23 protein-coding genes and 1 pseudogene are annotated in these 22,026 nt (G+C 61.7%); 14 read left to right on the top strand and 10 right to left on the bottom strand.

Translation table 11 applies throughout. The annotated features are described in order from the left end of the window. Positions 1-137 precede the first annotated feature (137 nt). The 3 genes from HJC04_RS20870 to HJC04_RS20860 are packed head-to-tail and all read left to right on the top strand — an operon-like array spanning position 138 to position 4,472. The gene (locus tag HJC04_RS20870; protein WP_221146977.1) at positions 138-2,519 is read left to right on the top strand and encodes a marine proteobacterial sortase target protein; all 2,382 of its coding nucleotides are present in this window, start codon (positions 138-140) and stop codon (positions 2,517-2,519) included. Beyond that, entirely contained in the window at positions 2,509-3,270 is a 762-nt protein-coding gene (locus HJC04_RS20865; RefSeq protein ID WP_210630492.1) for a class GN sortase, read from the top strand. Before HJC04_RS20870 ends, HJC04_RS20865 begins: the two co-directional genes overlap by 11 nt. A 59-nt stretch (positions 3,271-3,329) precedes the next feature. Continuing rightward, complete coding sequence (locus tag HJC04_RS20860) at positions 3,330-4,472, top strand: PQQ-dependent sugar dehydrogenase (RefSeq protein WP_210630491.1); 1,143 nt, start codon at positions 3,330-3,332, stop codon at positions 4,470-4,472. 4 nt (positions 4,473-4,476) lie between these two features. Here HJC04_RS20860 and HJC04_RS20855 read toward each other — a convergent pair whose 3' ends face one another. Further along, complete coding sequence (locus tag HJC04_RS20855; protein ID WP_210630490.1) at positions 4,477-4,947, bottom strand: DUF3052 domain-containing protein; 471 nt, start codon at positions 4,945-4,947, stop codon at positions 4,477-4,479. Positions 4,948-5,045: 98 nt separating this feature from the next. Here HJC04_RS20855 and HJC04_RS20850 point away from each other — a divergent pair, with 98 nt between their 5' ends. The 3 genes from HJC04_RS20850 to HJC04_RS20840 all read left to right on the top strand — a co-directional run bounded on the left by HJC04_RS20850 (position 5,046) and on the right by HJC04_RS20840 (position 7,247). Beyond that, the gene (locus tag HJC04_RS20850) at positions 5,046-5,936 is read left to right on the top strand and encodes a DMT family transporter (RefSeq protein ID WP_210630489.1); all 891 of its coding nucleotides are present in this window, start codon (positions 5,046-5,048) and stop codon (positions 5,934-5,936) included. A 486-nt stretch (positions 5,937-6,422) separates the two neighbouring features. Beyond that, positions 6,423-6,638 carry a cold-shock protein gene (locus HJC04_RS20845; protein WP_003561293.1) on the top strand — a complete coding sequence of 72 codons (216 nt, stop codon included), beginning with the start codon at positions 6,423-6,425 and terminating at the stop codon, positions 6,636-6,638. A 147-nt stretch (positions 6,639-6,785) separates the two neighbouring features. Beyond that, positions 6,786-7,247, top strand: coding sequence for a BA14K family protein (locus HJC04_RS20840; protein WP_210630488.1), 462 nt, complete (start codon positions 6,786-6,788; stop codon positions 7,245-7,247). A 61-nt stretch (positions 7,248-7,308) separates the two neighbouring features. Here HJC04_RS20840 and HJC04_RS20835 read toward each other — a convergent pair whose 3' ends face one another. Further along, positions 7,309-8,181 carry an oxidoreductase gene (locus HJC04_RS20835; protein ID WP_221146976.1) on the bottom strand — a complete coding sequence of 291 codons (873 nt, stop codon included), beginning with the start codon at positions 8,179-8,181 and terminating at the stop codon, positions 7,309-7,311. Positions 8,182-8,252: 71 nt separating this feature from the next. Here HJC04_RS20835 and HJC04_RS20830 point away from each other — a divergent pair. Next, a pseudogene (locus tag HJC04_RS20830) lies at positions 8,253-8,676 on the top strand (winged helix-turn-helix transcriptional regulator). Here the strand turns inward: HJC04_RS20830 and HJC04_RS20825 are convergent. From HJC04_RS20825 to HJC04_RS20810, 4 genes are all read right to left on the bottom strand, one after another. Continuing rightward, the gene (locus HJC04_RS20825; RefSeq protein ID WP_210630485.1) at positions 8,673-10,049 is read right to left on the bottom strand and encodes an ATP-binding protein; all 1,377 of its coding nucleotides are present in this window, start codon (positions 10,047-10,049) and stop codon (positions 8,673-8,675) included. The pseudogene HJC04_RS20830 and the gene HJC04_RS20825 sit on opposite strands and share 4 nt — an antisense overlap. A 74-nt stretch (positions 10,050-10,123) precedes the next feature. Next, positions 10,124-10,825: a response regulator gene (locus HJC04_RS20820; protein ID WP_210630484.1), complete on the bottom strand. Its 702-nt coding sequence runs from the start codon at positions 10,823-10,825 to the stop codon at positions 10,124-10,126. Next, on the bottom strand, positions 10,826-11,317 hold the full coding sequence (locus tag HJC04_RS20815) for a MarR family winged helix-turn-helix transcriptional regulator (protein ID WP_210630483.1): 492 nt from the start codon (positions 11,315-11,317) through the stop codon (positions 10,826-10,828). 529 nt (positions 11,318-11,846) lie between these two features. Continuing rightward, positions 11,847-12,464: a DUF1236 domain-containing protein gene (locus HJC04_RS20810; protein WP_221146974.1), complete on the bottom strand. Its 618-nt coding sequence runs from the start codon at positions 12,462-12,464 to the stop codon at positions 11,847-11,849. Between the two features lie 289 nt (positions 12,465-12,753). Between HJC04_RS20810 and HJC04_RS20805 the strand changes: the two genes are divergently transcribed. Next, complete coding sequence (locus HJC04_RS20805) at positions 12,754-13,407, top strand: MBL fold metallo-hydrolase (protein ID WP_221146973.1); 654 nt, start codon at positions 12,754-12,756, stop codon at positions 13,405-13,407. A gap of 51 nt (positions 13,408-13,458) precedes the next feature. On the opposite strand, the gene HJC04_RS20800 is transcribed toward HJC04_RS20805, so the two are convergent. The 4 genes from HJC04_RS20800 to HJC04_RS20785 form a co-directional block, all read right to left on the bottom strand. Next, the gene (locus HJC04_RS20800; RefSeq protein WP_221146972.1) at positions 13,459-13,800 is read right to left on the bottom strand and encodes a tRNA-binding protein; all 342 of its coding nucleotides are present in this window, start codon (positions 13,798-13,800) and stop codon (positions 13,459-13,461) included. 11 nt (positions 13,801-13,811) lie between these two features. Beyond that, on the bottom strand, positions 13,812-14,639 hold the full coding sequence (gene proC, locus HJC04_RS20795; protein ID WP_221146971.1) for a pyrroline-5-carboxylate reductase: 828 nt from the start codon (positions 14,637-14,639) through the stop codon (positions 13,812-13,814). Position 14,640: 1 nt separating this feature from the next. Next, a complete protein-coding gene (locus tag HJC04_RS20790; protein WP_004680153.1) occupies positions 14,641-15,141 on the bottom strand; it encodes a YbjN domain-containing protein in 501 nt (166 codons plus the stop codon). Between the two features lie 388 nt (positions 15,142-15,529). Beyond that, positions 15,530-15,790 (bottom strand): accessory factor UbiK family protein, encoded by a 261-nt coding sequence (locus tag HJC04_RS20785; protein WP_210630478.1) that lies wholly within the window; start codon positions 15,788-15,790, stop codon positions 15,530-15,532. Between the two features lie 204 nt (positions 15,791-15,994). Between HJC04_RS20785 and lgt the strand changes: the two genes are divergently transcribed. From lgt to HJC04_RS20755, 6 genes are all read left to right on the top strand, one after another. Next, complete coding sequence (gene lgt, locus HJC04_RS20780) at positions 15,995-16,843, top strand: prolipoprotein diacylglyceryl transferase (RefSeq protein WP_221146970.1); 849 nt, start codon at positions 15,995-15,997, stop codon at positions 16,841-16,843. Between the two features lie 18 nt (positions 16,844-16,861). Continuing rightward, complete coding sequence (locus HJC04_RS20775) at positions 16,862-17,962, top strand: class I SAM-dependent methyltransferase (protein ID WP_210630476.1); 1,101 nt, start codon at positions 16,862-16,864, stop codon at positions 17,960-17,962. A 110-nt stretch (positions 17,963-18,072) separates the two neighbouring features. Continuing rightward, entirely contained in the window at positions 18,073-18,867 is a 795-nt protein-coding gene (pgeF, locus tag HJC04_RS20770) for a peptidoglycan editing factor PgeF (protein ID WP_210630475.1), read from the top strand. Between the two features lie 5 nt (positions 18,868-18,872). Beyond that, positions 18,873-20,024: a Xaa-Pro peptidase family protein gene (locus HJC04_RS20765; RefSeq protein WP_221146969.1), complete on the top strand. Its 1,152-nt coding sequence runs from the start codon at positions 18,873-18,875 to the stop codon at positions 20,022-20,024. Positions 20,025-20,126: 102 nt separating this feature from the next. Then, the gene (locus HJC04_RS20760; protein ID WP_221146968.1) at positions 20,127-20,948 is read left to right on the top strand and encodes a hypothetical protein; all 822 of its coding nucleotides are present in this window, start codon (positions 20,127-20,129) and stop codon (positions 20,946-20,948) included. A gap of 105 nt (positions 20,949-21,053) precedes the next feature. Continuing rightward, a complete protein-coding gene (locus tag HJC04_RS20755) occupies positions 21,054-21,986 on the top strand; it encodes a ribose-phosphate pyrophosphokinase (protein WP_210630472.1) in 933 nt (310 codons plus the stop codon). Positions 21,987-22,026 lie beyond the last annotated feature (40 nt).

Raw genomic sequence — 22,026 nt, 5'->3', positions numbered from 1 at the left:
AGAGAGATCGCCGGATTTCAATCGCGCCACGAATAAGCCGCAACAAATGCCGCCCGCCGCCGCAATTCGGTCGCGAGCGCGCCGAGATCGAAGCTGCATCATTCCCTCATCCAAAATTGGTTATTGAGGGTAGGCCAATGTTTCTGGAAGATGAGTTCGCCATTGGGCGCATGCGCATGCGCCGGATCTCCATTTCATGTCTTGTCGCCGTCACCGCCTTTGTCGCCTGCATCGCTGCGATGCTGGGGCTTGCCTCTGCCGCCCGCGCCGAGACGCGGCAGGCATCCGGCCAGCTCGCGGCCCTTCTACGGCCGAACGACGTCAATAGCGGCTCGCTGCTCTTCCCGTCGAAGGAACCGGGCTTTTATGTCGAAGCGCCGCGGCTGAAGACCGACGTCGCAATCGCTGTTTCCGGCCCGATCGCCAGGGTGAAGGTGACCCAGCGTTTCCAGAACCCGAGCCAGGGCTGGGTCGAGGGCACCTACGTCTTCCCGCTGCCGGACAATTCCGCCGTCGATGCGCTGAAGATGCAGATCGGCGAACGCTTCATCGAAGGCCAGATCAAGCCGCGCCAGGAAGCCCGCGAGATCTACGAGCAGGCCAAGGCTGAGGGCAAGAAGACAGCGCTGCTCGAACAGCAACGGCCGAACATCTTCACCAACCAGGTCGCCAATATCGGTCCCGGCGAAGAGATCGTCGTGCAGATCGAATATCAGCAGACGGTCCACCAGTCCGGCGGCGAATTCTCGCTGCGTTTCCCGATGGTCGTCGCGCCGCGCTACAATCCGGCGCCGATCGTCCAGACCGTCGAGTTCAACAACGGTGCCGGCTTCGCAACACCGAGAGACCCGGTGGAAAATCGCGAGAAGATCGAAGCCCCGGTGCTCGATCCGCGCGAGAATGCCAAAATCAATCCGATCTCGTTGACAGTCAATCTCAAGGCTGGCTTCCCGCTCAGTGGAGTGAAGTCGTCCTTCCACGACGTCGATATCCGGGAGGACGGCGACCAGGCGAGAACGATCAGCCTGAAAGGAGACGCGGTTCCTGCCGACAAAGATTTCGAGCTCACCTGGAAAGCCGCTCCGGGCAAGACGCCAGGCGCCGGCCTCTTCCGCGAAGCGATTGATGGCAAGACCTATCTGCTTGCCTTCGTCACCCCGCCCACCGCGCCGGATGCGGCAGCGCCGGCAAAACGCGAAGTGGTCTTCGTCATCGACAATTCCGGCTCCATGTCCGGCCAGTCGATCGAGCAGGCAAGACAAAGCTTGGCGCTTGCCATCTCCAGATTGAACCCGGACGACCGCTTCAACGTCATCCGTTTCGACGATACGATGACCGACTATTTCAACGGCCTCGTCGCCGCTACTCCCGATAACCGCGAAAAGGCCATCGCTTACGTCCGGAGCCTGAACGCCGATGGCGGCACGGAAATGCTGCCGGCGCTCGAGGATGCACTTCGCAACCAAGGCCCCGTCGCAACCGGCGCTCTGCGCCAGGTCGTCTTCCTGACGGATGGCGCGATCGGCAACGAAAAACAGCTCTTCCAGGAAATCACCGCAAACCACGGCGATGCCCGCGTATTCACCGTCGGCATCGGCTCGGCGCCGAACACTTATTTCATGACCAAAGCCGCCGAGGTCGGCCGCGGCACCTTCACCCAGATTGGCTCGACCGACCAGGTGGCAAGCCGCATGAGCGAACTCTTCGCCAAGCTGCAGAACCCCGCAATGACCGATATCGCCGCAACCTTCGAAGGCATCGAAGCCGAGGATATCACGCCGAACCCGATGCCCGACCTCTATAGCGGCGAGCCCGTCGTTCTGACTGCGGAATTGCCGCAGGAAAAGCCTACCGGCAAGCTGCAGATCGTCGGCAAGACAGGCAACCAGCCCTGGCGCGTCGAGATGGATATCGCCAATGCCGCAGACGGCAACGGCATTTCCAAGCTCTGGGCGCGACGCAAGATCGACGATTTCGAGGCCCGTGCCTATGAGCGCCAGGACCCCGCGGCACTCGACAAGGACATCGAGACGGTGGCGCTCGCCCACCACCTCGTCTCGCGCGTCACCAGTCTGGTCGCCGTCGACGTCACGCCGTCGCGGCCGGCAACCGAACCGCTCGGCTCGACGAAGCTGCCGCTCAACCTCCCCGAAGGTTGGGACTTCGGAAAGGTCTTCGGCGAAAATGCTGTCCCTTCTGGCGGCGCCGAACGCCATGGCGCGGCCACGCCGGTTGGAAGAGCCGAACCGCAACGGACCGCAGCCGCAACCCAGGATCTCGCCGCATCGCCCGAGATCGCCAACTTGATGGCCGCGGCGCCGACGGCGAAAGCCGCCATGCTGATCGCGCAGAAGAGCTCAACCGTGAACTTGCCGCAGACGGCGACGCGCGCCGACGAGCAGATCATGCGCGGGCTCACCATGCTGCTGCTGGCGCTGGCGGCGGCGAGCGGGCTCGCCATCTGGCGCCGCCGCCTCAAGGGTCTCGTCACTGCCGGAGCCAAGCGCGATGGCTTCTAGCAACAATCAGGAAGCGGCCGAATTCGAGCCGCTTCCGACCTATCTGGAACTCGCCATGGCCGCCGCCACGGCCCACGACATGCCGAAGGCACGGAGGAGAAAGGGTTTCTTCCTCTGGCGTCTTTCGCCGATCGAAAAGACGATCGCCTTCGCCATTGCCGGTCTTGCCTTCTACGGCTTGACGCTGATCGGCGACGGCCTCCTGCTGAAGGCGAAGGCAGAAATCTCTCAGGTCCTGCTGAAGCGTGCTTTTGCCGCCGAACTGAGCGGCAAGGAGACGAAACCCTGGCCTTGGGCCGATTTCATCACTGAAGCGAGGGTGCGTGCGCCGCGCCTCGGCAAGGAGGCGATCGTGCTTTCCGGCGCCTCCGGCCAAGCGCTCGCCTTCGGTCCGGCCTGGCTCGCCAATACACCGCAGCCGGGCGACGAAGGCACCTCCGTCATCGCCGCCCATCGCGACACCCATTTCCGCTGGCTGCAATATATAAGGCCGGGCGATACGATCGAAGTTACCCGCCGCGACGGCAAGCTATTGACATTCAAGGCCGGCGAAGGCCGCGTTGCCCCCTGGGACGCGAGCGGCATCGACCCCTCCTCCGATGGCCGCCGCCTTGTACTGACCACCTGCTGGCCTTTCGATGCGACCGAACGCGGGCCGCTGCGCTACATCCTCGAAGCCGAACTGGTCGATGGTAACGCGGCCGGCTCCGTTCAACCGGCAAACACAAAGCCGTTATTACAGACAGACTGAGGCTTGAAGCTCTGCCCTGCCCACTCCACGTTCCGGATGGAGAGACGACGGGGAAGCAAATGACAAGAATATCCGCCTTCCATTTCGCCGCGACGCTGATTCTTTTCGGCGCCACTTCGGCCAATGCGGCCGATACCGTCAACACGCAGGGTCCTACGGTTCGCGTCGAAAAACTGGCCGATGGTCTCGAACACCCCTGGGCGGTCGAAGTGTTGCCCGACGGCGCCTATCTCGTCACCGAGCGGCCGGGCCGCATACGTATCATCCGCAATGGCAAGCTTTCCGAGCCGATCGGCAACGTGCCCAAAGTGAATGCCCGCGGCCAGGGCGGTCTTATGGACGTGGCGCTTGCCACGGACTTTGTCGCGAGCAGAAAACTCTATTTCACCGCCGCCATCGCCAACAAGCAGGGCTCCGGCACCGAGGCCTTCAGCGCGACGCTATCTCCTGACGAAAAGACGCTTGAGGCGGTGACGCCGATTTTCACCATGAAGCGCTTCACCTCAGGCAACATCCAATATGGCGCGCGTATCGCGATTGCCCCTGACGGCACGCTGTTCATCAGTGTCGGCGACCGCGGCGACCGCGACCGCTCGCAGGACTGGCAGGACGATGCCGGCTCGATCGTTCACATCAATGCCGACGGCAGCATCCCCGCCGACAATCCGTTCAAGGACGGCGGCAAGGCGCTGCCGGAGATCTGGTCGAAGGGCCACCGGAACCCGCAGGGCATCTCTTTCGATGCCAAGGACGGCAAGCTCTACACCGTCGAGCATGGCGCACGCGGCGGCGACGAGATCAATCGGATCGAAGCCCGCAAGAATTATGGCTGGCCGATCATCACCTACGGCCGTGACTATTCGGGCGCCGAGATCGGCGAAGGCACCGCCAAAAAAGGGCTGGAGCAGCCGCTGCACTATTGGGATCCTTCGATCGCGCCCGGCGCGCTCGCTGTCTATCGCGGCGCCATGTTCCCGGAATGGGACGGCGACTTCCTCGTCGCGGCACTGAAATTCCAGCTGCTCTCGCGCATGCAGCGCGACGAGAGCGGCGCCTTCGTCGCCGAAGAGCGCTTGTTCGAAGGTGATTACGGCCGCATCCGCGACGTCATCGTGGCGCCCGATGGCGCGCTGCTGATGGTGACGGACGAGGACGACGGCGCGCTGCTCAGGGTCTCGCGCGCTCCGGCCAGCAACGGTTGAGCGATCACAGCGCGCTGCGCAATTCCTTGCGAATGACGAATTTCAGCCCCGACCAGGTCCCGTCGACAGCGCAGACCTTGATGTCGACCAGGCCAGTTGGCAGCAGGATCTCCCGCAGCACGTCTTCGGTGATATCGGTCGGCACGCGTGAACTCTTCTTCGGCCAGGAGATCCAGATCATGCCGTCGGGCTTTAGGACCCGCAAAAGCGTTGGCGCCGCCGCTTCCAGCACCATGCGCTCAGTGACAAATAGATGCACATAGTCAAACGCCCGCAAAAGTGTCTCGGGAAGCACGCGGACGACCGAAGCAAAACCGGCGAAACCAACGATGTCTTCGATCGTTTCGGGAACATCGAGAAGAGCGGCAGCCTGCCCATGCGCAAGCCCGAGCTTCCTGGCAAGCGGCGTACCGGAATAGCTTGCCGTTCCGGGTGCAGCCATGTCGCTCGCCGGCCGCTGTTTTTCGTGTTGCATGCCTCCACCTCCCCCATCAGCACCAAGTCTTCGCCCTTGCCTAGCGGAAAGGCAACTGCTAACCGCTCGGACACATCTCCCTTCCCTTGGAGGACGACATGACGCGCATTCAGGCGAATCTCCTCCTGTTGTTTGCCGCCGCCATCTGGGGCGGCGGATTCGTCGCACAATCGACGGCGATGAAGGCGATCGGCCCCTTCTGGTTCATCGCCCTGCGTTTTGCGGTTGCCACATTGGCCGTCTTGCCTTTCGTTCTTCTGGAAGCGCGCAAGGCAGAGGCGAAGACCAGCGCGCGCCATGCCAGGCTCTACGTCCTTACCGGCCTTGCCCTTTTCAGCGGCGCTGCCACCCAGCAGGTCGGCCTGCAGACGACGACGGTAACGAATTCCAGCTTCATCACCGGCCTCTATGTCGTCTTCGTGCCGCTCATTGCCGTGTTCTTCCTGCGCCGTGCCCCGCATTGGATCATCTGGCCGGGCGCGCTGATGGCGCTCGCCGGCATCTATCTCCTATCCGGCGGTCATCTTTCGGCGCTCACCTCAGGCGATCTCCTGACCGTGGTCTGCGCCGTCTTCTGGGCGATCCAGATCACCCTTGCCGGCACGACCGTCTCCGAGAACGGAAGGCCACTCGCGCTGGCGGCCACGCAATTTGCCGTTACCACTGTCTTCGGGCTGGCCATTGCCGCAACGGTCGAACCGATCAGCCTTTCCGCGATTTGGTCCGCAGGACCCGAGATCCTTTATGTCGGCATCTTCTCGTCCGGTCTGGCCTTCGTGCTGCAGGTAATCGCGCAGCGCTACACGACGCCGTCGCAGGCGGCGATCTTCCTTTCGTCCGAAGCGCTCTTCGGTGCATCGCTCGCAGCCCTGATTCTCGGTGAGTCGATGCCGGCGACAGGATATACAGGTTGTGCGCTAATGTTTATCGCTATGCTTGTAGTCGAGATCGTCCCCGGATTTGCTCGCCGCCGCTTGCCAGCCGTCTGAACACGCCTCCAAATATGGGTGGACGCCGGATCTGGAAAAAAATTTTAGGAACCCGCAAGGCCCGTTTACGTTGCATTTTTGGCAAAATCTGCCCGAAACTTACATTGCGGACGATATGAATCGTTAATCATCCTCCGTTCGCGACGGAAATTTTGCGTTTTTGCGCAAACCAGATGTCGGGAGCAGTGTGCCCGGAAGGACACGTTAAAAAACTTTTGCTTGCCAAAATCCCTTAAACGCAGCACTCTCGGCTCGTTCGGGCATTTTGCGAGCATGGGAAGTCCTTAAGTATTTGCGCGCCGGGAACGCTAATATTCCGGTCAGCCGGTTCCAGAAAAAGCAGGCGAAAGTCCTGCTTGGAACAGGCCGAGGTAGAGGGGACCTTTTTCTCACATTTCAAGACTTGCCTGCTAACGCCTCCCGCAAGGAGGCAATGCTATGATGCTGCCCGTGTGGATGGCGGGCAGAGAGAAAAGGACCTGACGCATGGCCGAGACTGGCACTGTAAAATTCTTCAATACCGACAAGGGCTTCGGCTTCATCAAGCCGGACCGGGGCGGCGCCGATATCTTCGTTCACATTTCTGCCGTACAGGCCTCCGGGCTGGCCGGTTTGACGGAAAACCAGAAGGTAAGCTTCGACACGGAGCCGGATCGCCGCGGCAAGGGCCCCAAGGCTGTCAATCTGCAGATTGCCGGCTGAGCCCTTAACTAGGCTGTCGAATTCGAGTTGAAGCCCGGCAGCAATGCCGGGTTTTGTCGTTCAGCCTTCGTTCAGCTAGAAATCTCTAGGACTGACACCATCGAGAAGGAGCCGGAGTTCGGTTTCCGAGATTGGGACTTGATGGTTATGAACAGGCTCGCCAAAACTCTTCTGCTGACGGCAACGGCTGCCGCGCTTACTCTCTCCGTCATCGGCGACGCCTCGGCCGGCGACCGCCACTGGCGCCATCATAACAACAACGACGCCTTGGTCGGCGGCGCTGTCGGCCTCGCCACCGGTCTGATCGTCGGCTCGGCCATCGCCAACGCCAATAACGGCCCTGTTTACGACGAACCCCGCTACATCGACCCGCCTTACGAGCCGGGATATTACGAGCCTGCTCCGGTCTATCGCGCCCCGCGCCGCGTCTATGTCGAGCAGCCGCAGTATGTCGAACAGCCGAGATATTATGCGCCCGTCCGCACCTCGGTGGAGCCCTGGTCACCGCAATGGGAGCGTTACTGCTCCTACCGCTACCGCTCCTTCGATCCGCGCAGCGGCACCTATATCGGCAATGACGGCCGCAGCCATTTCTGCACTGCAGGCTGATTGTTCAAAATTCCTGATACAAAGCGCCGCTCCTCAGCGGCGCTTTTGTTTTTTGCCGAGTTTAGGCGGTCTTCTTTTCCCAAGGCATTAGGCCCGCTTCGGCATCCGGGTCAAAATCAGTCGAGACGCTGACGGCACGCCATTCTCGATCGGCCTCGATGCGCGCCGCATCCGCTTTCTCGACATTGCGAACCGCATCGCTGCCGAGCAGCAACCGGAACGGCGGTTGTTCGAGCCCTGAAATGTGGATGACGACCGCAGCCGCCTTGGCAGGATCGCCAGGTTGACGGCCGTCATATTCACGCTGGAAGCGCACTGTGGCGCCGACCGTTTCCGCATAGTTCGCTCGCCCCTCGGCCAGCACCGTCGAGGCACCGGCAAAATCCGTTCTGAAGCCGCCCGGCTCGATCACCGTCACCCTGATGCCGAATGGCGCGATCTCTTTCGACAACACCTCCGAAAAGCCCTCGACGGCGAATTTTGCTGCCGAATAGGCGCCGCGTCCAGCCGGTCCGATACGGCCACCAACGGATGAGAACTGGATGATATGGCCCGCACCCTGTTCGCGCATCAGGGCGATCACCGCCTTGGTCATGATAACAGTGCCGAACAGGTTGGTCTCGATCTGGGCCCGGAAATCGGCAAGGCTGGTATCCTCGATCGGGCCGACATTGCCGTAGCCGGCATTGTTGACAAGCACGTCGATACGGCCGAACCGCTTCACGCCAGCTTCCACCGCGGCAGCTGCCGCCTGCTCGTCGGTCACGTCAAGCGGCAGCGTCAGCACCTGACTGCGGTACAGTTCGGAAAGAACGGCAAGCTGAGCGGGATCGCGCGCCGTCGCCACCAGATTGTCGCCGGCTGCCAGAACCGCCTCCGCCAGCGCCCGACCGAGACCACGCGAACTGCCTGTAATCAACCACACCTTCGACATCGGTAACCTCTCCTTGATTGGTTCCCGGAGCATGTAGGTCGTATTGTTTCCATTCGAAAGAAGGTACCAGTATGATCTATACACACCCTGAGGTAACTGGGAATGGCCGGCGAAATGTTCGATTTCTGTTGCAACATGACCGACGAGCAGGATGCGCGGGCGCGCGCCTTGATCGAGCGGGCGGCGGCGAAATGGCCGCTGCGCATCCTGCACGTCTTGTCCGATGCCGGCGCGCCCTTACGCTTCTCGCGCCTCATGGAGCGGGTTGAGGGCATCAGCCAGAAAGTGCTGACTCAGACGCTGCGCACGCTCGAAAACGACGGCCTCATTATTCGCACGCTCTATCCCGAGATTCCACCGCGCGTCGAATATGAATTGACGCCGCTCGGCCGCAATCTGCTCATGCAGGTTGTCACTCTCTGGCGCTGGATCGTCGAGCGCCTGGATGAGTTCGATGCGCGCAAGGCCGTGAAGCTGACGGCAACGGACATTTAAGCGGGAATGCGGATCGTCGCCCTCAAGCCTCCGAGTGGACTGTCGCCGAGCGTGACGTTGCCCCCATGGCTGCGCGCAATATCACGGGCGATCGCAAGACCGAGGCCAGTGCCCGATGCATCGAGGTTGCGGGCCGTGTCCAGCCGGAAGAACGGCTTGAACACGTCTTCGCGATTCTTTTCCGGAATGCCCGGCCCGTCATCGTCAAAAATAACAGTCAGCCACTTGGCATTGTGCTTGGCCTCGATGTCGAGCCTGTCGGCATAACGGCGCGCGTTCGAGGCAAGGTTGGTGACGAGACGCGTGAACGCATTCGGTCTGACGGAAATGTCGTCGTCGCCCTCGATCGAATAGCTGAACCTTTTACGATGCAGGACGAAATCGGATTCCAGCTTGGCGAAGATCTCGCTGAGCTTCAGTTCGCCAACATCCTCTTCGACCTCGCCGCGGGCGAAGGCCATGTAGGCTTCCAGCATCGTCTGCATATCATTGACGTCGTCGTTCAGGCCATGCAGGTCGGGATTGTCGCCGGCGAGCGCCAGTTGCAGCTTGAAGCGGGTGAGAATGGTGCGCAGATCGTGGCTGACGCCGGAAAGCATCGCCGTGCGCTGCTCGATCTGCCGTTCGATGCGTTCACGCATCAGAATGAAAGCAAGGCCGGCGCGCCTGACCTCGTCGGCGCCGCGCGGATAGAAATTGTCGGGCTTCTGCCCTTTGCCGAAGCTTTCGGCAGCCCGGGCCAGCATCAGGATCGGCCGAATCTGTCCGCGCAGGAAGAGGATCGAGATGCCGATCAGCACCAGCGACGTGCCGACCATCCAGACGATGAAGATATGGGTGTTTGAGGCATAGGTCTGACTGCGTTTGGCCAGCACCCGCAGTATCTTGTTCTCGAGCTTGATGCGGATTTCGACGAGATTCGAGTTACCAACCGTGTCGATCCAGAAAGGCCGGTGAATCTCATCGGTGATCTCATCGCTGAGAATGCCGTCAAGGATCGAGAAGAAGGGCTTGACGCGCGGCGGCGGCAGATCGCCGTCCGGCTCGATCGAAATCTGCAAGTTGAGCTGATCGCGCGCGATGCGGATGATCTCGCTATAGTCCGAATTCTGCGGATAAGTCTCGACGATCTCGATAATCGCGGCGATGTCGCGGGTGACGGCGAGCGACAGCCGTTCGGTCACCATTTGCCAGTGACGCTCCATGAAGACGGCGGCCACGACGGATTGCAGCAGCACCATCGGGATGATGATGATCAGCAGTGAGCGCGCGTAGAGTCCGGTGGGCAATCGGCGCCGCAGCCAGCGGACGATCCAGCGCCAGCCCGCCGCCGGAGCGCGGTCTTCCCGCCGCAAACTGTCCATTGTCACCATCGTCGGTCCCGGCCGTTCAGAGCACGATGCGGGAAAGTGTGAACGTCATCGGCATCATGCTCCACTTCTCAAATCTAGTCGATGCTCAGCCTGTATCCGATGCCGCGAACCGTCTGCAGCCAGACGGGGTTGGCCGGATCCTCCTCGATCTTGCGCCTGAGCCGGTTGATCTGCACGTCGATCGTCCGCTCGCCGACCTCGGTGTCATTGCCGATCAGTTCGTGACGGGGGATGGTGTCACCGGCGCGCCGCGCAAAGAGCAGCATGATTTCCTGCTCGCGATCGGTAAGCCGGATCACCTCACTGGCTTTCTTCAGCTCCTTGCGGGTCAAGGAGAAAGTGTAGGGCCCGAACATGACCTGTTCAATCTTCAGCCCCTCACCGCCAGCGTTGCGGCGCAGGATATTGTTGATGCGCAGGACCAGCTCGCGCGGATCGAAGGGTTTTGAGAGATAATCGTCGGCGCCGGCCTCGAGGCCTTCGATGCGGTTGCCCGATTCCGCCAGCGCCGTCAGCATGATGATCGGCACATTCTTGATGGCCCGAAGCCCGCGGGTGACGTCTATGCCGGATTCGCCCGGCATCATCACATCCATGATGATGAGATCGAAATCGAGACCGGCAAGTTTGCGCTGCGCCTCGGCGCCGTCGGCCGCGACAGTGACGCGAAAGCCGTTCTCCGCGAGATAACGATTGAGCAGCGCGCGGATGCGGGAGTCATCGTCGACCACCAGCAGATGCGCCGCATCGTCGGAAATACCTGTCCTGACCGCCATTCAATCCGCCTTCTTTCTGTCCCGCATGCCTCCGAGGAAGGCCTTCACGCCCTCCCGCTCCTGCGCAGAGGCTCCTTCGAATGCCCGCTCAATGCGGCGCGATTGCGGCTCTGCAAGGGCAAGCGCCAGCTCGCGGCCCGATTTCGTCGGATAAAGCTTGCGCTGCCGCCGATCCTCAGGACCGGCCACCTGGCGAATATAGCCTGAGTCGATCAGCTGTTTCAGCACCCTTGCAAGACTCTGCTTGGTGATCTTCAGTGTGTCGAGAAGATCAGCCACCGTCATGCCCGGATTGCGGTTGACGAAATGCACGACGCGGTGATGCGCCCGGCCGAAGCCGCTCTTCTCGAGGATGGCGTCAGGATCGGAAACGAAGTCGCGATAGGCGAAGAAGAACAGTTCGATGATCTCGAAATCGATACCGCCTGTATCTTCCATCGGCGTGGCCAACGGCTCCGGCTTGCCTGCTTTCAGACCGGTCTGTCGTGACACTCGGCATTTCCTTTCTCGTTCCGCATGTTGCGGGAAACTATCCGCAAAATATAGATCAGTATTGTTGGCATAAATTTACGCGGCTGCCAGCTTTGCCGAACTTTCGTGGGAGCCCCCAGCTTCTCAGTTTCCCTGACACTTCTTTTGGAAACCAAGGTCCGCCGGAATTTCCGACCGCAATAAGTAATTCCCTTACCGCCTGTGGATAAAACGTAATGGGGACAACAATCAACAGGCAGGGCGCGTTAAGCGCCGGAGAAGGTTTGGGATCGCCTGGCATCGAGGTGATCGAGGGCGCGATCCGGCCGGAGGAACTGCCTGATTTCAGCGAATGTTTCCGGTTCGGTCGCACCGGTTAGGCCGCGGAAGCAACGCCGGTCTCCAACAGGCCGAACTCTTAATATATTATTATCTTCTCATACAAAGAAAGAAAGCTGGGAAAATCCATCCTTGCGGGATTGAGGCGGGAGGAGGAATTGCCCGGACGAGGCGGCCTGCCGACCGCCTCGTTTCGGATTTCCCGATGATCTTACTGATAGACGTAGACGATCCGACGCGTACCTGGATCGACCAGCACCGGCCGGTCGTTGATCCTTGTGTAGCGGTATTCATAGTCCGGAATCGTCTCGAAAGTCACGTCGGCAGGCACTTCCGCGCCGACGACCACATCGCCGCCAAGCCGGACTGTCTCGGTCGGATTGGTCTCGATGTAGGTCCGCACCGTCTCCGGCGGAGTGATCGTTTCGACGGCTCCGACGGGGCCGATCAATTCATCGCCCGGTGCCGGCTGTGGGTCAGCCGGGACAACGCTGGCGGTGGACTCGTAGGTCACGACCGGAACGCCGATTTCGGAACGATGCTGCTCGACGATAACTTGATTGCCGCCATACTCCATCTGTAGATAATCCGCATAGACCCAGCCGCGGATCCCGTTGACGTCGACACGGCACCAGCGGCTGCCCTCGATACAGCCGTCGAGCACCGCGGTCGAGCCGCGGGTGGCAAGGCCGACTGCCGGATATTGCGGGCCCGGACCGGCGCGGACGTTGAGATCGTTGACCGTGGTCGCCACCATCTCCGCCTGCGCCAGACCGCCGCTCGCCAGGAGCACGGCTCCAGCCAATAGGATGTTTCTCTTCAAGGTCATGTGAGCGTCTCCTTGGTTTCGATGGCCGGACAACGCGCGGCGTTCTACGATGTTCCCACGCGCCCCGACCCGGCAAAACAACACCTGTAAATACGCGCTGGCAAGCAATTGAAAAACCATAACAAAACTGGACTTCCCCGACGGGCCGAACGGTGGAAGGGACGTATAAACTTGTGTTGCAGTGGGTCTTGCTGCCGTGAAACACGCGTCAAAAGCCGAAGATTTCGGCTGTCCTCGACGCCGTTTCGGACTATACCCTGAGCACCCGAGACACCCAAGCGAGGCACTTATGGGCATGCTCCAGGCCGGCATCATTCCGGTGACACCCTTTCAGCAGAACTGCACGGTCTTCTTCGATCCCGGTACCCGGGAAGGCGTCGTCGTCGATCCGGGCGGCGACGTTCCGCTGATCCTTCAGGCGATTGAGAAAGGCGACCTGACCATCAAGGAAATCTGGCTGACGCACGGTCATCTAGACCATGCCGGCGGCGCCAGGGAGCTGAAGGAAGCGCTCGGCGTCGACATCGTCGGCCCGCATCAGGACGACCTGCCGCTGCTGCAGCGGATAGAGACCCAGGCCGCGACATACGGCATATCCGGATTGCGCAATGTTCTGCCGGACCGCTGGCTGAAGAACGGCGACAAGGTCTCCTTCGGCGCCCACGAATTCGAGGTCTATCACACGCCCGGCCACGCCCCCGGCCACGTAATCTATTTCAACCGCGCGCAGAATTTCGCCCATCTCGGCGACGTGCTCTTCAACGGCTCGATCGGCCGCACCGACCTGCCGGGCGGCAATCATCAGCAGCTGCTGGATTCGATCCGCGACAAGGTCCTGCCGCTCGGCGACGATGTTGGCTTTATCTGCGGCCACGGGCCCGGCAGCCGCATCGGCGACGAACGGCGAAGCAATCCCTTTCTGCAGGAAATCAGGCCTCGTTGAGCATCCAATGCAGACACATCAGGCACCCGGCAAAACGATGTGAGCCGATACTCACATCATCTTCCTGCCGTTCGGCACCGGCTGTTCGACCGCCGCAAGCACGATCGCGCCATTCTCGTCCTCGAATCCCAGCGTCAGCACTTCCGAACGGAGCGGCCCGATCTGCCGCGGCGGGAAGTTGACGACGCCGAGCACCTGCCGGCCCATCAGGGTTTCCAGCGTATAATGCACGGTGATTTGCGCCGAGGATTTCTTGATGCCGATCTCAGGGCCGAAATCGATGAGCAGCTTGAAAGCCGGCTTGCGCGCCTCCGGAAAGAGGCTAGCTTCGATGATCGTACCGACACGGATGTCGACACGCTCGAAATCGGCGTAGCTGATCTCTTCCGCCATGTGGTTCTTCCTCAGCCGGCCAGTTCCTCGGCCCGCTTGCGCGCTGCCGCGAGCGCCTTGTCGAACAGGGGCTGCATGCCGTTCTCCGCCATCAGCACGGCGAGCGCCGCCGCCGTCGTGCCGCCGGGAGACGTCACATTCTGGCGCAGCCGCGAAGCATCGTCGGGGGACTGGTGCAAGAGTTCACCAGCCCCCGCGACCGTTTCCCGCGCAAGACGCATGGCGAGGTCCGCCTGCAGGCCGAGCTTTCGGCCTGCCTCCGCCATACATTCGACGAGATAGAATACATAAGCCGGGCCACTGCCGGAAAGCGCCGTCACGGCATCGATATCGGCCTCGGCAGGCACCCATTCGACCGGGCCGGAGACGCTGAGAAGGGCATGGACGCGTTCGCGCTGCGGATTGCTGACCCCTGAATTGGCAAAGGCCCCGGTCACACCGCGGCCGACCATAGCCGGCGTGTTCGGCATGGCTCGCACCATGGCGGCTTTGCCGAGATGTCTTTCGAGAAAACCGAGCGTCTTGCCGGCTGCGACCGAGACAACGACCGTCGCCGGTCCGACGGCGCTCTTCACCGCCGGCAACACCGTCTCCATCACCTGCGGCTTGACCGCGAGGAATAAGACACTCGCCTTCAATTCCGCAGGGACCGTGGTCAGATGCATCGCACCGGCTTCCTTGATCGTCGCCAGCATCGCCGACGAGGGGCCGGGATCCACAACGATGACGGCCGAACCCGGAACGCCGCTCTTCAGCCAGCCGGAGAGCATGGCTCCGCCCATGTTTCCGGCGCCGATCAGCACGATGGGATTTACCGAGGAGAAAGCCTTCGCTGGCATCTTATGCCTCGCCTACCGTTTCGAACAGCACGGCTTCCATCGCCTTCGCCGCGTCCATGCCGGACCAGACAACGAACTGGAATGCCTGGAAATAGGCTTCGCAGGTGTCGAGCGCGCTGGAAAGCAGCACCTCTACCTGGCGATTGGTCGGCTCCGCGCCGCCTGCAAGCAGCAGCGACTGCCTGAAGATGACGACATCTTCCTGACGCCAGAGGTCGAAATGACCCATCAGCACCTGCCCGTTGATCGCCGAGAGCAGCTTGACCACCTCGTTGACCCTGATGTCGGGGACTTTGATATCGAAAGCGCAGCCAAGATGCAGCGCCTCGAATTCCTCCATCCATGAAAAGGAAACGTGATAGTCCGCCCAGCGCCCCTCGACCGTCATTGCGATCTCGTCCTCGCCGGACCGCTCGAACGACCAGTCGTTGTTGGAGGCCACGTACTCGATCATATCGACCGGGTTCGACTGACGCTCGACTTCCAATTCCATCAGGTTCATGCAGCACCTTCTTGACCGGAACGAATGCGGCTTAGCTTGGGATACGAACACAAGAAAGACACACGCAATACCGGAAACCACCATCGGATGATCGTTGAACCGCTGCCAGACTTAACGCAGATAACCTGCCCGGAGCTTACCAAGTCGCTTCGAATCATCATTTAAAATCAGTGTATAATGACCCTTGCCACCTGCCAGCCCCCAGAAGGGAAAATAGGGCGGACCTGCTGTGGAAAGCACTTCGAAACTCAATTCAGAAGGGAGATTAAACGACTCTGCGTATTGGCTTTTTTGGCTGTGTCCACAGGTGGAAAACTCACCTGGAATTTTTTGTGACAGATGCGGCGTGTGGCATGAAGGCAACGCCGCATCTGCGCCATATGGGAATTTAGTGGCTCTCGCCGGCGAGCTTGGCCTCCAACGCCGCGATACGGGCGGCAAGCGCCTCATTTTCATCACGCGCCTTGATCGCCATCTCGCGCACGGCCTCGAATTCCTCGCGCTTGACGACGTCCATGCTGTTCAGCCAACGCTCGGCCTGCGCGTTGAAAGCCGTCTCGATCTCCTTGCGGACGCCCTGGGCGGCACCTGCCGCGTCGGTCATCAGCTTGGCGAACTCGTCCATGATGCGGTTCGTTCCGGTCGTCATGGCGTTTTTCTCCCTTCGTATAAGGTGAATTCAGCCCTTCGGGGCCCCGAAGATTGAGGTAGGGCTTCGCCACCTGGGATGCAAGCGCTTTGCGCGGGATAGCCTTATCCTGAAGCAGGTAGCGGAGGAGCGATCACGAACAATGCACTTGACCGTCCGGGATCGCGGCGGCATGTTCCGCCGACCTCAACGGATGGGAAAATCTTGCCGACAGCAGCCAATCTCCTTGCCATCATGCCTTTCCCGGACATCGATCCGATCGCTTTTTCGCTCGGTCCGTTGGCGATTCACTGGTACGGCCTGGCATACGTCGCCGGCATCCTGCTTGGCTGGGCCTATGCGCGCCGCCTCGCCGCCAACGACAGTCTCTGGCCTGGCAATACATCGCCGATGACGAAGACGCAGCTCGACGATTTCATCGTCTGGGCCGCCCTCGGCGTCGTGCTCGGCGGCCGTCTCGGCTATATCTTCTTCTATGACCTCTCCGCCATCCTGCGCGATCCCATCCGCGCAGTCGAAATCTGGAACGGCGGCATGTCCTTCCACGGCGGCCTGACCGGCACGACGATCGCCATGATCATCTTTGCCCGCCGCAATGCCATTCCGATCTGGAGCCTGTTCGATATCGTCGCCGCCGTCGTTCCCTTCGGCCTGTTCTTCGGCCGCATCGCCAATTTCATCAATGGCGAGCTCTGGGGCCGGCTGAGCGACGTCCCCTGGGCCGTGGTTTTCCCGACCGGTGGTCCCTTCGCCCGCCATCCGAGCCAGCTCTACGAGGCCGGCCTTGAGGGCATCGTTCTGCTCCTGGTGCTTGCCGCCCTCGTCTACGGCATGCGCGCGCTGAAAAGCCCTGGCTTCATCACGGGCGTCTTCGTCTGCGGTTATGCACTGTCGCGCATCTTCGTCGAGTTCTTCCGCGAGCCGGACGCCCAGCTCGGTTACCTCCTCGGCACCAACTGGCTGACCATGGGCATGATCCTCTCCTCCCCGATGATCCTGCTCGGCCTCTGGGCGATCCTGCGGGCCCGTCGCCAGGCCGCGCCGCAGCTCTAAACCGGCAGGACGCGCGACATGACCACCGCTCTAGGCGAAAAGATCAAGGCGATCATCCAGGCCAACGGCCCGATCAGCGTCACCGACTATTTCTCGCTCTGCCTCGCCGATCCCGAGCACGGCTATTACCGCACCCGCGAGCCCTTCGGCCGTTCCGGCGATTTTGTCACCGCGCCCGAAGTCAGCCAGATCTTCGGCGAGATGATCGGCGTCTTCGTCGTCCATGCCTGGCAGCGTCATGGCACGCCGGCAGATGTGCGCCTGGTCGAGATCGGCCCCGGCCGAGGCACGATGATGGCGGATATGCTGCGCGTCATCGCCCGCATTGCCCCGCCGCTCTTCGACACGATGAGCGTGCATCTCGTCGAAACCAGCGAGCGCCTGCGCGACGTCCAGAGCCAGACACTCGAAGCTTATGGCGAAAGGATCGCGTGGCACGGTGGCTTTGATGAGGTCCCGCCGGGCTTCACGCTGATTGCCGCCAACGAATTGTTTGACGCGATCCCGATCCGGCAGTTCGTCCGCACGCAAACGGGTTTCCGCGAGCGCATGGTCGGTCTTGACGCCGATGGCGAACTGACCTTTGCCGCAGGTGTCGCGGGCATCGATCCTGCCCTACTGCCGGAACCGGTGCAGAACCTGCCGCTCGGCACGCTCTTCGAGATCTCGCCCGCCCGCCAGGCCGTGATGATGGCGATCTGTGAGCGGCTGCGCGCCTTCGGCGGCACGGCGCTGGTCATCGACTACGGCCATCTCGTCACTGGCTTCGGCGATACGCTGCAGGCGGTGCGCATGCATGAATTCGATCCGCCGCTCGCTCACCCCGGCGAAGCTGACCTGACGAGCCATGTCGATTTCCAGCAGCTCGCCGAGACGGCGATGACGGCCGGCCTCCATCTGAACGGCGCCCTGCACCAGGGTGACTTTCTGACCGGCCTCGGCATTCTCGAACGCGCCGCCGCCCTCGGGCGTGACCGCGAACCGCAGACCCAGCAGGTGATCCAGTCGGCGATCGACAGGCTTGCCGGCGCCGGTGAGGGTCGGATGGGCGAACTCTTCAAGGTCATGGCGGTCTCCCACCCTGCCGTTGATCTCATGCCCTTTCGCCCGGTGGATTGACAGGGCGCAGGCGGCTGAGCCAACATCCGCGCGAAACAGGAACTTGAAGCGCGCCGTGGATGCGATGCGCTCGGGACAAAACAAACCCCTCGAAAAACCCGGAATTACAGATGCAGGACGCGGCCTCTCCCGCACCGATCCAAAGCACGCTGCTGAACGAAGCGACGGGCGGCACCATCCGCCACGGTTATTTCACCCGGAAAGGCGGTGTTTCCGAAGGGATCTATCGCGGTCTCAACGTCGGCCTCGGCTCCAACGACGAGCGCGGGAACGTCGTGGAAAACCGCCGCCGTGTCGCCGCCTGGTTCGATCTGCCGCTCGAGCGGCTGGCAACTGTTCATCAGGTGCATTCGCCCGACGTCGTGACGATTGGCGCCGATTACGATGGCGCCCGTCCCGACGCGGACGCGATGGTGACGGCAGTTCCCGGCATTGCCCTTGGCGTGCTGGCCGCCGATTGCGGCCCGATCCTCTTTGCCGACCCCGAAAATCGCGTCATCGGCGCCGCCCATGCCGGCTGGAAGGGCGCGCTGACCGGTGTTCTCGAAAACACCATTGCCGCCATGGAAGCATTGGGAGCCGACCGCGCCAGCATACTGGCCTGCCTCGGCCCCTCGATCAGTCAGGCGAGTTACGAGGTCGGGCCGGAATTCGTCGATCGCTTCGTCGCCGAGAATTCGGACTACGAACGCTTTTTCAAGCCGTCCGCAACGCCGGGCCGCGCCATGTTCGATCTGCCGGCGCTGACGATCGACAGGCTGACGCGGGCTGGCGTGCAGGCCGAAAGCCTCGGGCTCTGCACCTATCCGGATAGCGAGCGCTTCTTTTCCTATCGCCGGACGACACATCGCGGCGAGCCGGACTACGGCCGCCAGATTTCAGCGATATCAATCAGGGAGACTTGAGCAGAATGGCACTGCACTTCGAAAAGGCCGAGTTCGCAAGCCGGCTTGCGCGCCTCACCGAGAAGATGAAGGAAGAAAAGCTCGACGCCCTGCTGCTCTTCGCCCAGGAAAGCATGTACTGGCTGACCGGCTACGACACCTTCGGCTACTGCTTTTTCCAGACGCTGATCGTCAAGAGCGACGGCACCATGGCGCTGATCACCCGCTCGGCGGATCTTCGCCAGGCCAGACACACATCGATCCTTGAGGACGTCCACATCTGGGTCGACAGGGTCAATGCCGATCCGACGCTCGACCTGAAGAACCTCATGGTCGAGATGGATCTGCTCGGCGCCCGCATCGGCGTCGAATATGACACCCACGGCATGACCGGCCGCGTCGCCCGTCTGCTCGACGCACAATTGACCACTTTCGGCCAGATCGTCGACGCCTCCTATCTCGTCAGCCGTCTTCGTCTCGTCAAGAGTCCGACGGAGGTCGCCTATGTCGAGCGCGCCGCCGCTCTCGCCGACGACGCGCTCGACGCCGCGATCCGGCTGACCAGGCCCGGCGCTGACGAAGCCGATATCCTCGCCGCCATGCAGGGTGCGGTCTTTTCCGGCGGCGGCGATTATCCCGCCAACGAGTTCATCATCGGCTCGGCTGCCGACGCCCTGCTCTGCCGCTACAAGGCCGGCCGCCGCAAGCTTGACGCCAACGACCAGCTGACGCTGGAATGGGCCGGCACCTATGCGCATTACCATGCCGCCATGATGCGCACGATCGTCATCGGCGAGCCGATGCAACGCCATCGCGAGCTCTACAATGCCTGCCGCGAAACCATCGAGGCGATCGAGACGGTGCTGATGCCCGGCCACACCTTCGGTGACGTCTTCGACATGCATGCCAGGATCATGGACGAGCGCGGCCTCGCCCGCCACCGGCTGAATGCCTGCGGTTATTCGCTCGGCGCCCGCTTCTCGCCCTCCTGGATGGAGCACCAGATGTTCCATGTCGGCAATCCGCAGCCGATCGAGCCGAACATGTCGCTGTTCGTGCACATGATCATTGCCGATTCCGATACTGGCACGGCAATGACGCTCGGACAGACCTACGTGACGACCGCGGATGCGCCGCGCGCACTTTCCCGTCATTCGCTCGATTTCATCGGCCTTTGAAGACCGGGGCTGACCGGTGAGAATCCGGAATTGACAGAGTACCATCCCCGCCCGCATAAATCCGGGCGGGCTGGTACGATTGTGGGAAGGACGGATCACGGGATGACGCGAACTGCGACTGTGCCCACGCTCCTGTTCGTCATTGCTCTGCTGACCGCCTGCAACACCACCGACGCGCTGACGCCGCTAGTCGGCATCGGCGAATCCTCCGGAACTCCGCCGTCAAGTCCGATGACGCAGGGCGAGGCAGAACGTCTGGCCGGCACCCGCCAGCCGGTTTTTGCCGGGAGCACGCAGCCGAGTGGCTATCATCCGGCCTATGATCAGTCGCAAAGAACCTATCGACCCGGCAGCGGCGCGCCGCCGACGACGATGCAGGAGCAGGCAGACGCGCTGTCGAGAAACGGCTCCTCGCCCGCCGCCTCCGCCCCGATCGAGGGACAGGCGCTGCCGCCGGCCGCTGCCGGCGCCGAGACTCCAACACAGCCCGGCCAGCTGCTTGACACGCAGCAACCGCAGCAGACCGCCGGCCTCGCGCCCGGCGCATCTTCCGCGCGTGGCAATACGGTGCGCTTCCTGCCGATCATCGGGGCGCCGGTGCAAGCCGTGACTCCGCTCTCGCGCCAGCTCGGCGCCGAGGCGCGCGCCCACGGCCTTTCCATCAAGAGCTCGAATGACACGAGCAGCGATTACATCCTCAAAGGTTACCTCTCTGCCTTCGGTGACGAAGGCAAGGTCACCGTGGTCTATGTCTGGGACGTTCTCGATGGCGGCGGCGCCCGCCTGCACCGAATCCAAGGCCAGGAAAGCGTGCCGACAGCCGCGGCCGACCCTTGGGCGGGTGTCCCGGCTTCGGTGATGCAACAGATCGCTTCGAAAACCATCGCGGAATTCACCTCCTGGCGGCAAACTCAGGGTGGTTAGTCACAAACTTTTTGCAAATATGAAAGTCTGTGGCGCCTTTGCCCTTGCATTCACGGGGAAGCTGACTAAAAAGCGCGGCTATCAGCGCATAATAGGCGGACCAAAATGAAGGTTTTCGCAGGCAATTCGAACCGGCAACTCGCCGAAGCGATCTGCAACTATCTCAATGTTCCTTTGGGAAGAGCCAGTGTCCGAAGGTTTGCCGACCAGGAAATCTTCGTGGAAATCCAGGAAAACGTGCGCGGCGAGGACGTCTTCCTCGTGCAGCCCACCGCCTTTCCCGCCAACGACCACCTGATGGAGCTGCTGATAATGATCGACGCGATGCGTCGTTCGTCGGCACGCCGTATCACGGCCGTTCTTCCCTATTTCGGCTATGCCCGTCAGGACCGCCGCGCATCCGGCCGCACGCCGATCTCCGCCAAGCTGGTTGCCAACCTCATCACCGAAGCCGGCGCGGATCGCGTCATGACGCTCGATCTCCATGCCGGTCAGATCCAGGGTTTCTTCGATATCCCCACAGACAACCTCTTCGCCATGCCCGTGCTGACGCGCGACATCAAGAGCCATTATGACCTCAGCAACGTCATGGTCGTCTCGCCCGACGTCGGCGGCGTGGTGCGCGCCCGCGCGCTCGCCAAACGGCTGGACTGTCTTCTGGCCATCGTTGACAAGCGTCGCGATCGGCCGGGTGAATCCGAGGTCATGAATATCATCGGCGACGTCACCGGCAAGGACTGCCTGCTGATCGACGACATCGTCGATTCCGGCGGCACCCTCTGCAATGCGGCCGACGCACTGCTCGCCCAGGGTGCCTCCAGCGTCACCGCCTATATCACGCACGGCGTTCTCTCGGGCGGCGCGGTCACCCGCGTCACCTCCTCGAAGCTGCGTGAACTCGTCATCACCGATTCAATCCAGCCGACAACGGCGGTGCTTTCAGCGCACAATATCCGCGTCGTGACGACGGCCCCGCTGATCGGCGAAGCCATCAGCCGCACGAGCCAGGAAGAGTCGGTCTCCAGCCTTTTCGATTAAAAAGCCTCCTCCGTCATACTCGGCGTGCCGAGCATCTGGC

This window comes from Rhizobium sp. NLR8a (assembly GCF_019685235.1).
Classification (GTDB): domain Bacteria; phylum Pseudomonadota; class Alphaproteobacteria; order Rhizobiales; family Rhizobiaceae; genus Rhizobium.
This window is presented reverse-complemented; position numbering and strand designations above follow the sequence as displayed.

What these genes read in the sequence shown, in the direction of transcription:
- HJC04_RS20870 (WP_221146977.1), top strand. Translation starts at nt 138, where the DNA reads ATGTTTCTGGAAGATGAGTTCGCCATTGGGCGCATGCGCATGCGCCGG.
- HJC04_RS20865 (WP_210630492.1), top strand. Translation starts at nt 2,509, where the DNA reads ATGGCTTCTAGCAACAATCAGGAAGCGGCCGAATTCGAGCCGCTTCCG.
- HJC04_RS20860 (WP_210630491.1), top strand. Translation starts at nt 3,330, where the DNA reads ATGACAAGAATATCCGCCTTCCATTTCGCCGCGACGCTGATTCTTTTC.
- HJC04_RS20855 (WP_210630490.1), bottom strand. Translation starts at nt 4,947, where the DNA reads ATGCAACACGAAAAACAGCGGCCGGCGAGCGACATGGCTGCACCCGGA.
- HJC04_RS20850 (WP_210630489.1), top strand. Translation starts at nt 5,046, where the DNA reads ATGACGCGCATTCAGGCGAATCTCCTCCTGTTGTTTGCCGCCGCCATC.
- HJC04_RS20845 (WP_003561293.1), top strand. Translation starts at nt 6,423, where the DNA reads ATGGCCGAGACTGGCACTGTAAAATTCTTCAATACCGACAAGGGCTTC.
- HJC04_RS20840 (WP_210630488.1), top strand. Translation starts at nt 6,786, where the DNA reads ATGAACAGGCTCGCCAAAACTCTTCTGCTGACGGCAACGGCTGCCGCG.
- HJC04_RS20835 (WP_221146976.1), bottom strand. Translation starts at nt 8,181, where the DNA reads ATGTCGAAGGTGTGGTTGATTACAGGCAGTTCGCGTGGTCTCGGTCGG.
- HJC04_RS20825 (WP_210630485.1), bottom strand. Translation starts at nt 10,049, where the DNA reads ATGGTGACAATGGACAGTTTGCGGCGGGAAGACCGCGCTCCGGCGGCG.
- HJC04_RS20820 (WP_210630484.1), bottom strand. Translation starts at nt 10,825, where the DNA reads ATGGCGGTCAGGACAGGTATTTCCGACGATGCGGCGCATCTGCTGGTG.
- HJC04_RS20810 (WP_221146974.1), bottom strand. Translation starts at nt 12,464, where the DNA reads ATGACCTTGAAGAGAAACATCCTATTGGCTGGAGCCGTGCTCCTGGCG.
- HJC04_RS20805 (WP_221146973.1), top strand. Translation starts at nt 12,754, where the DNA reads ATGGGCATGCTCCAGGCCGGCATCATTCCGGTGACACCCTTTCAGCAG.
- HJC04_RS20800 (WP_221146972.1), bottom strand. Translation starts at nt 13,800, where the DNA reads ATGGCGGAAGAGATCAGCTACGCCGATTTCGAGCGTGTCGACATCCGT.
- proC (WP_221146971.1), bottom strand. Translation starts at nt 14,639, where the DNA reads ATGCCAGCGAAGGCTTTCTCCTCGGTAAATCCCATCGTGCTGATCGGC.
- HJC04_RS20790 (WP_004680153.1), bottom strand. Translation starts at nt 15,141, where the DNA reads ATGAACCTGATGGAATTGGAAGTCGAGCGTCAGTCGAACCCGGTCGAT.
- HJC04_RS20785 (WP_210630478.1), bottom strand. Translation starts at nt 15,790, where the DNA reads ATGACGACCGGAACGAACCGCATCATGGACGAGTTCGCCAAGCTGATG.
- HJC04_RS20775 (WP_210630476.1), top strand. Translation starts at nt 16,862, where the DNA reads ATGACCACCGCTCTAGGCGAAAAGATCAAGGCGATCATCCAGGCCAAC.
- pgeF (WP_210630475.1), top strand. Translation starts at nt 18,073, where the DNA reads ATGCAGGACGCGGCCTCTCCCGCACCGATCCAAAGCACGCTGCTGAAC.
- HJC04_RS20765 (WP_221146969.1), top strand. Translation starts at nt 18,873, where the DNA reads ATGGCACTGCACTTCGAAAAGGCCGAGTTCGCAAGCCGGCTTGCGCGC.
- HJC04_RS20760 (WP_221146968.1), top strand. Translation starts at nt 20,127, where the DNA reads ATGACGCGAACTGCGACTGTGCCCACGCTCCTGTTCGTCATTGCTCTG.
- HJC04_RS20755 (WP_210630472.1), top strand. Translation starts at nt 21,054, where the DNA reads ATGAAGGTTTTCGCAGGCAATTCGAACCGGCAACTCGCCGAAGCGATC.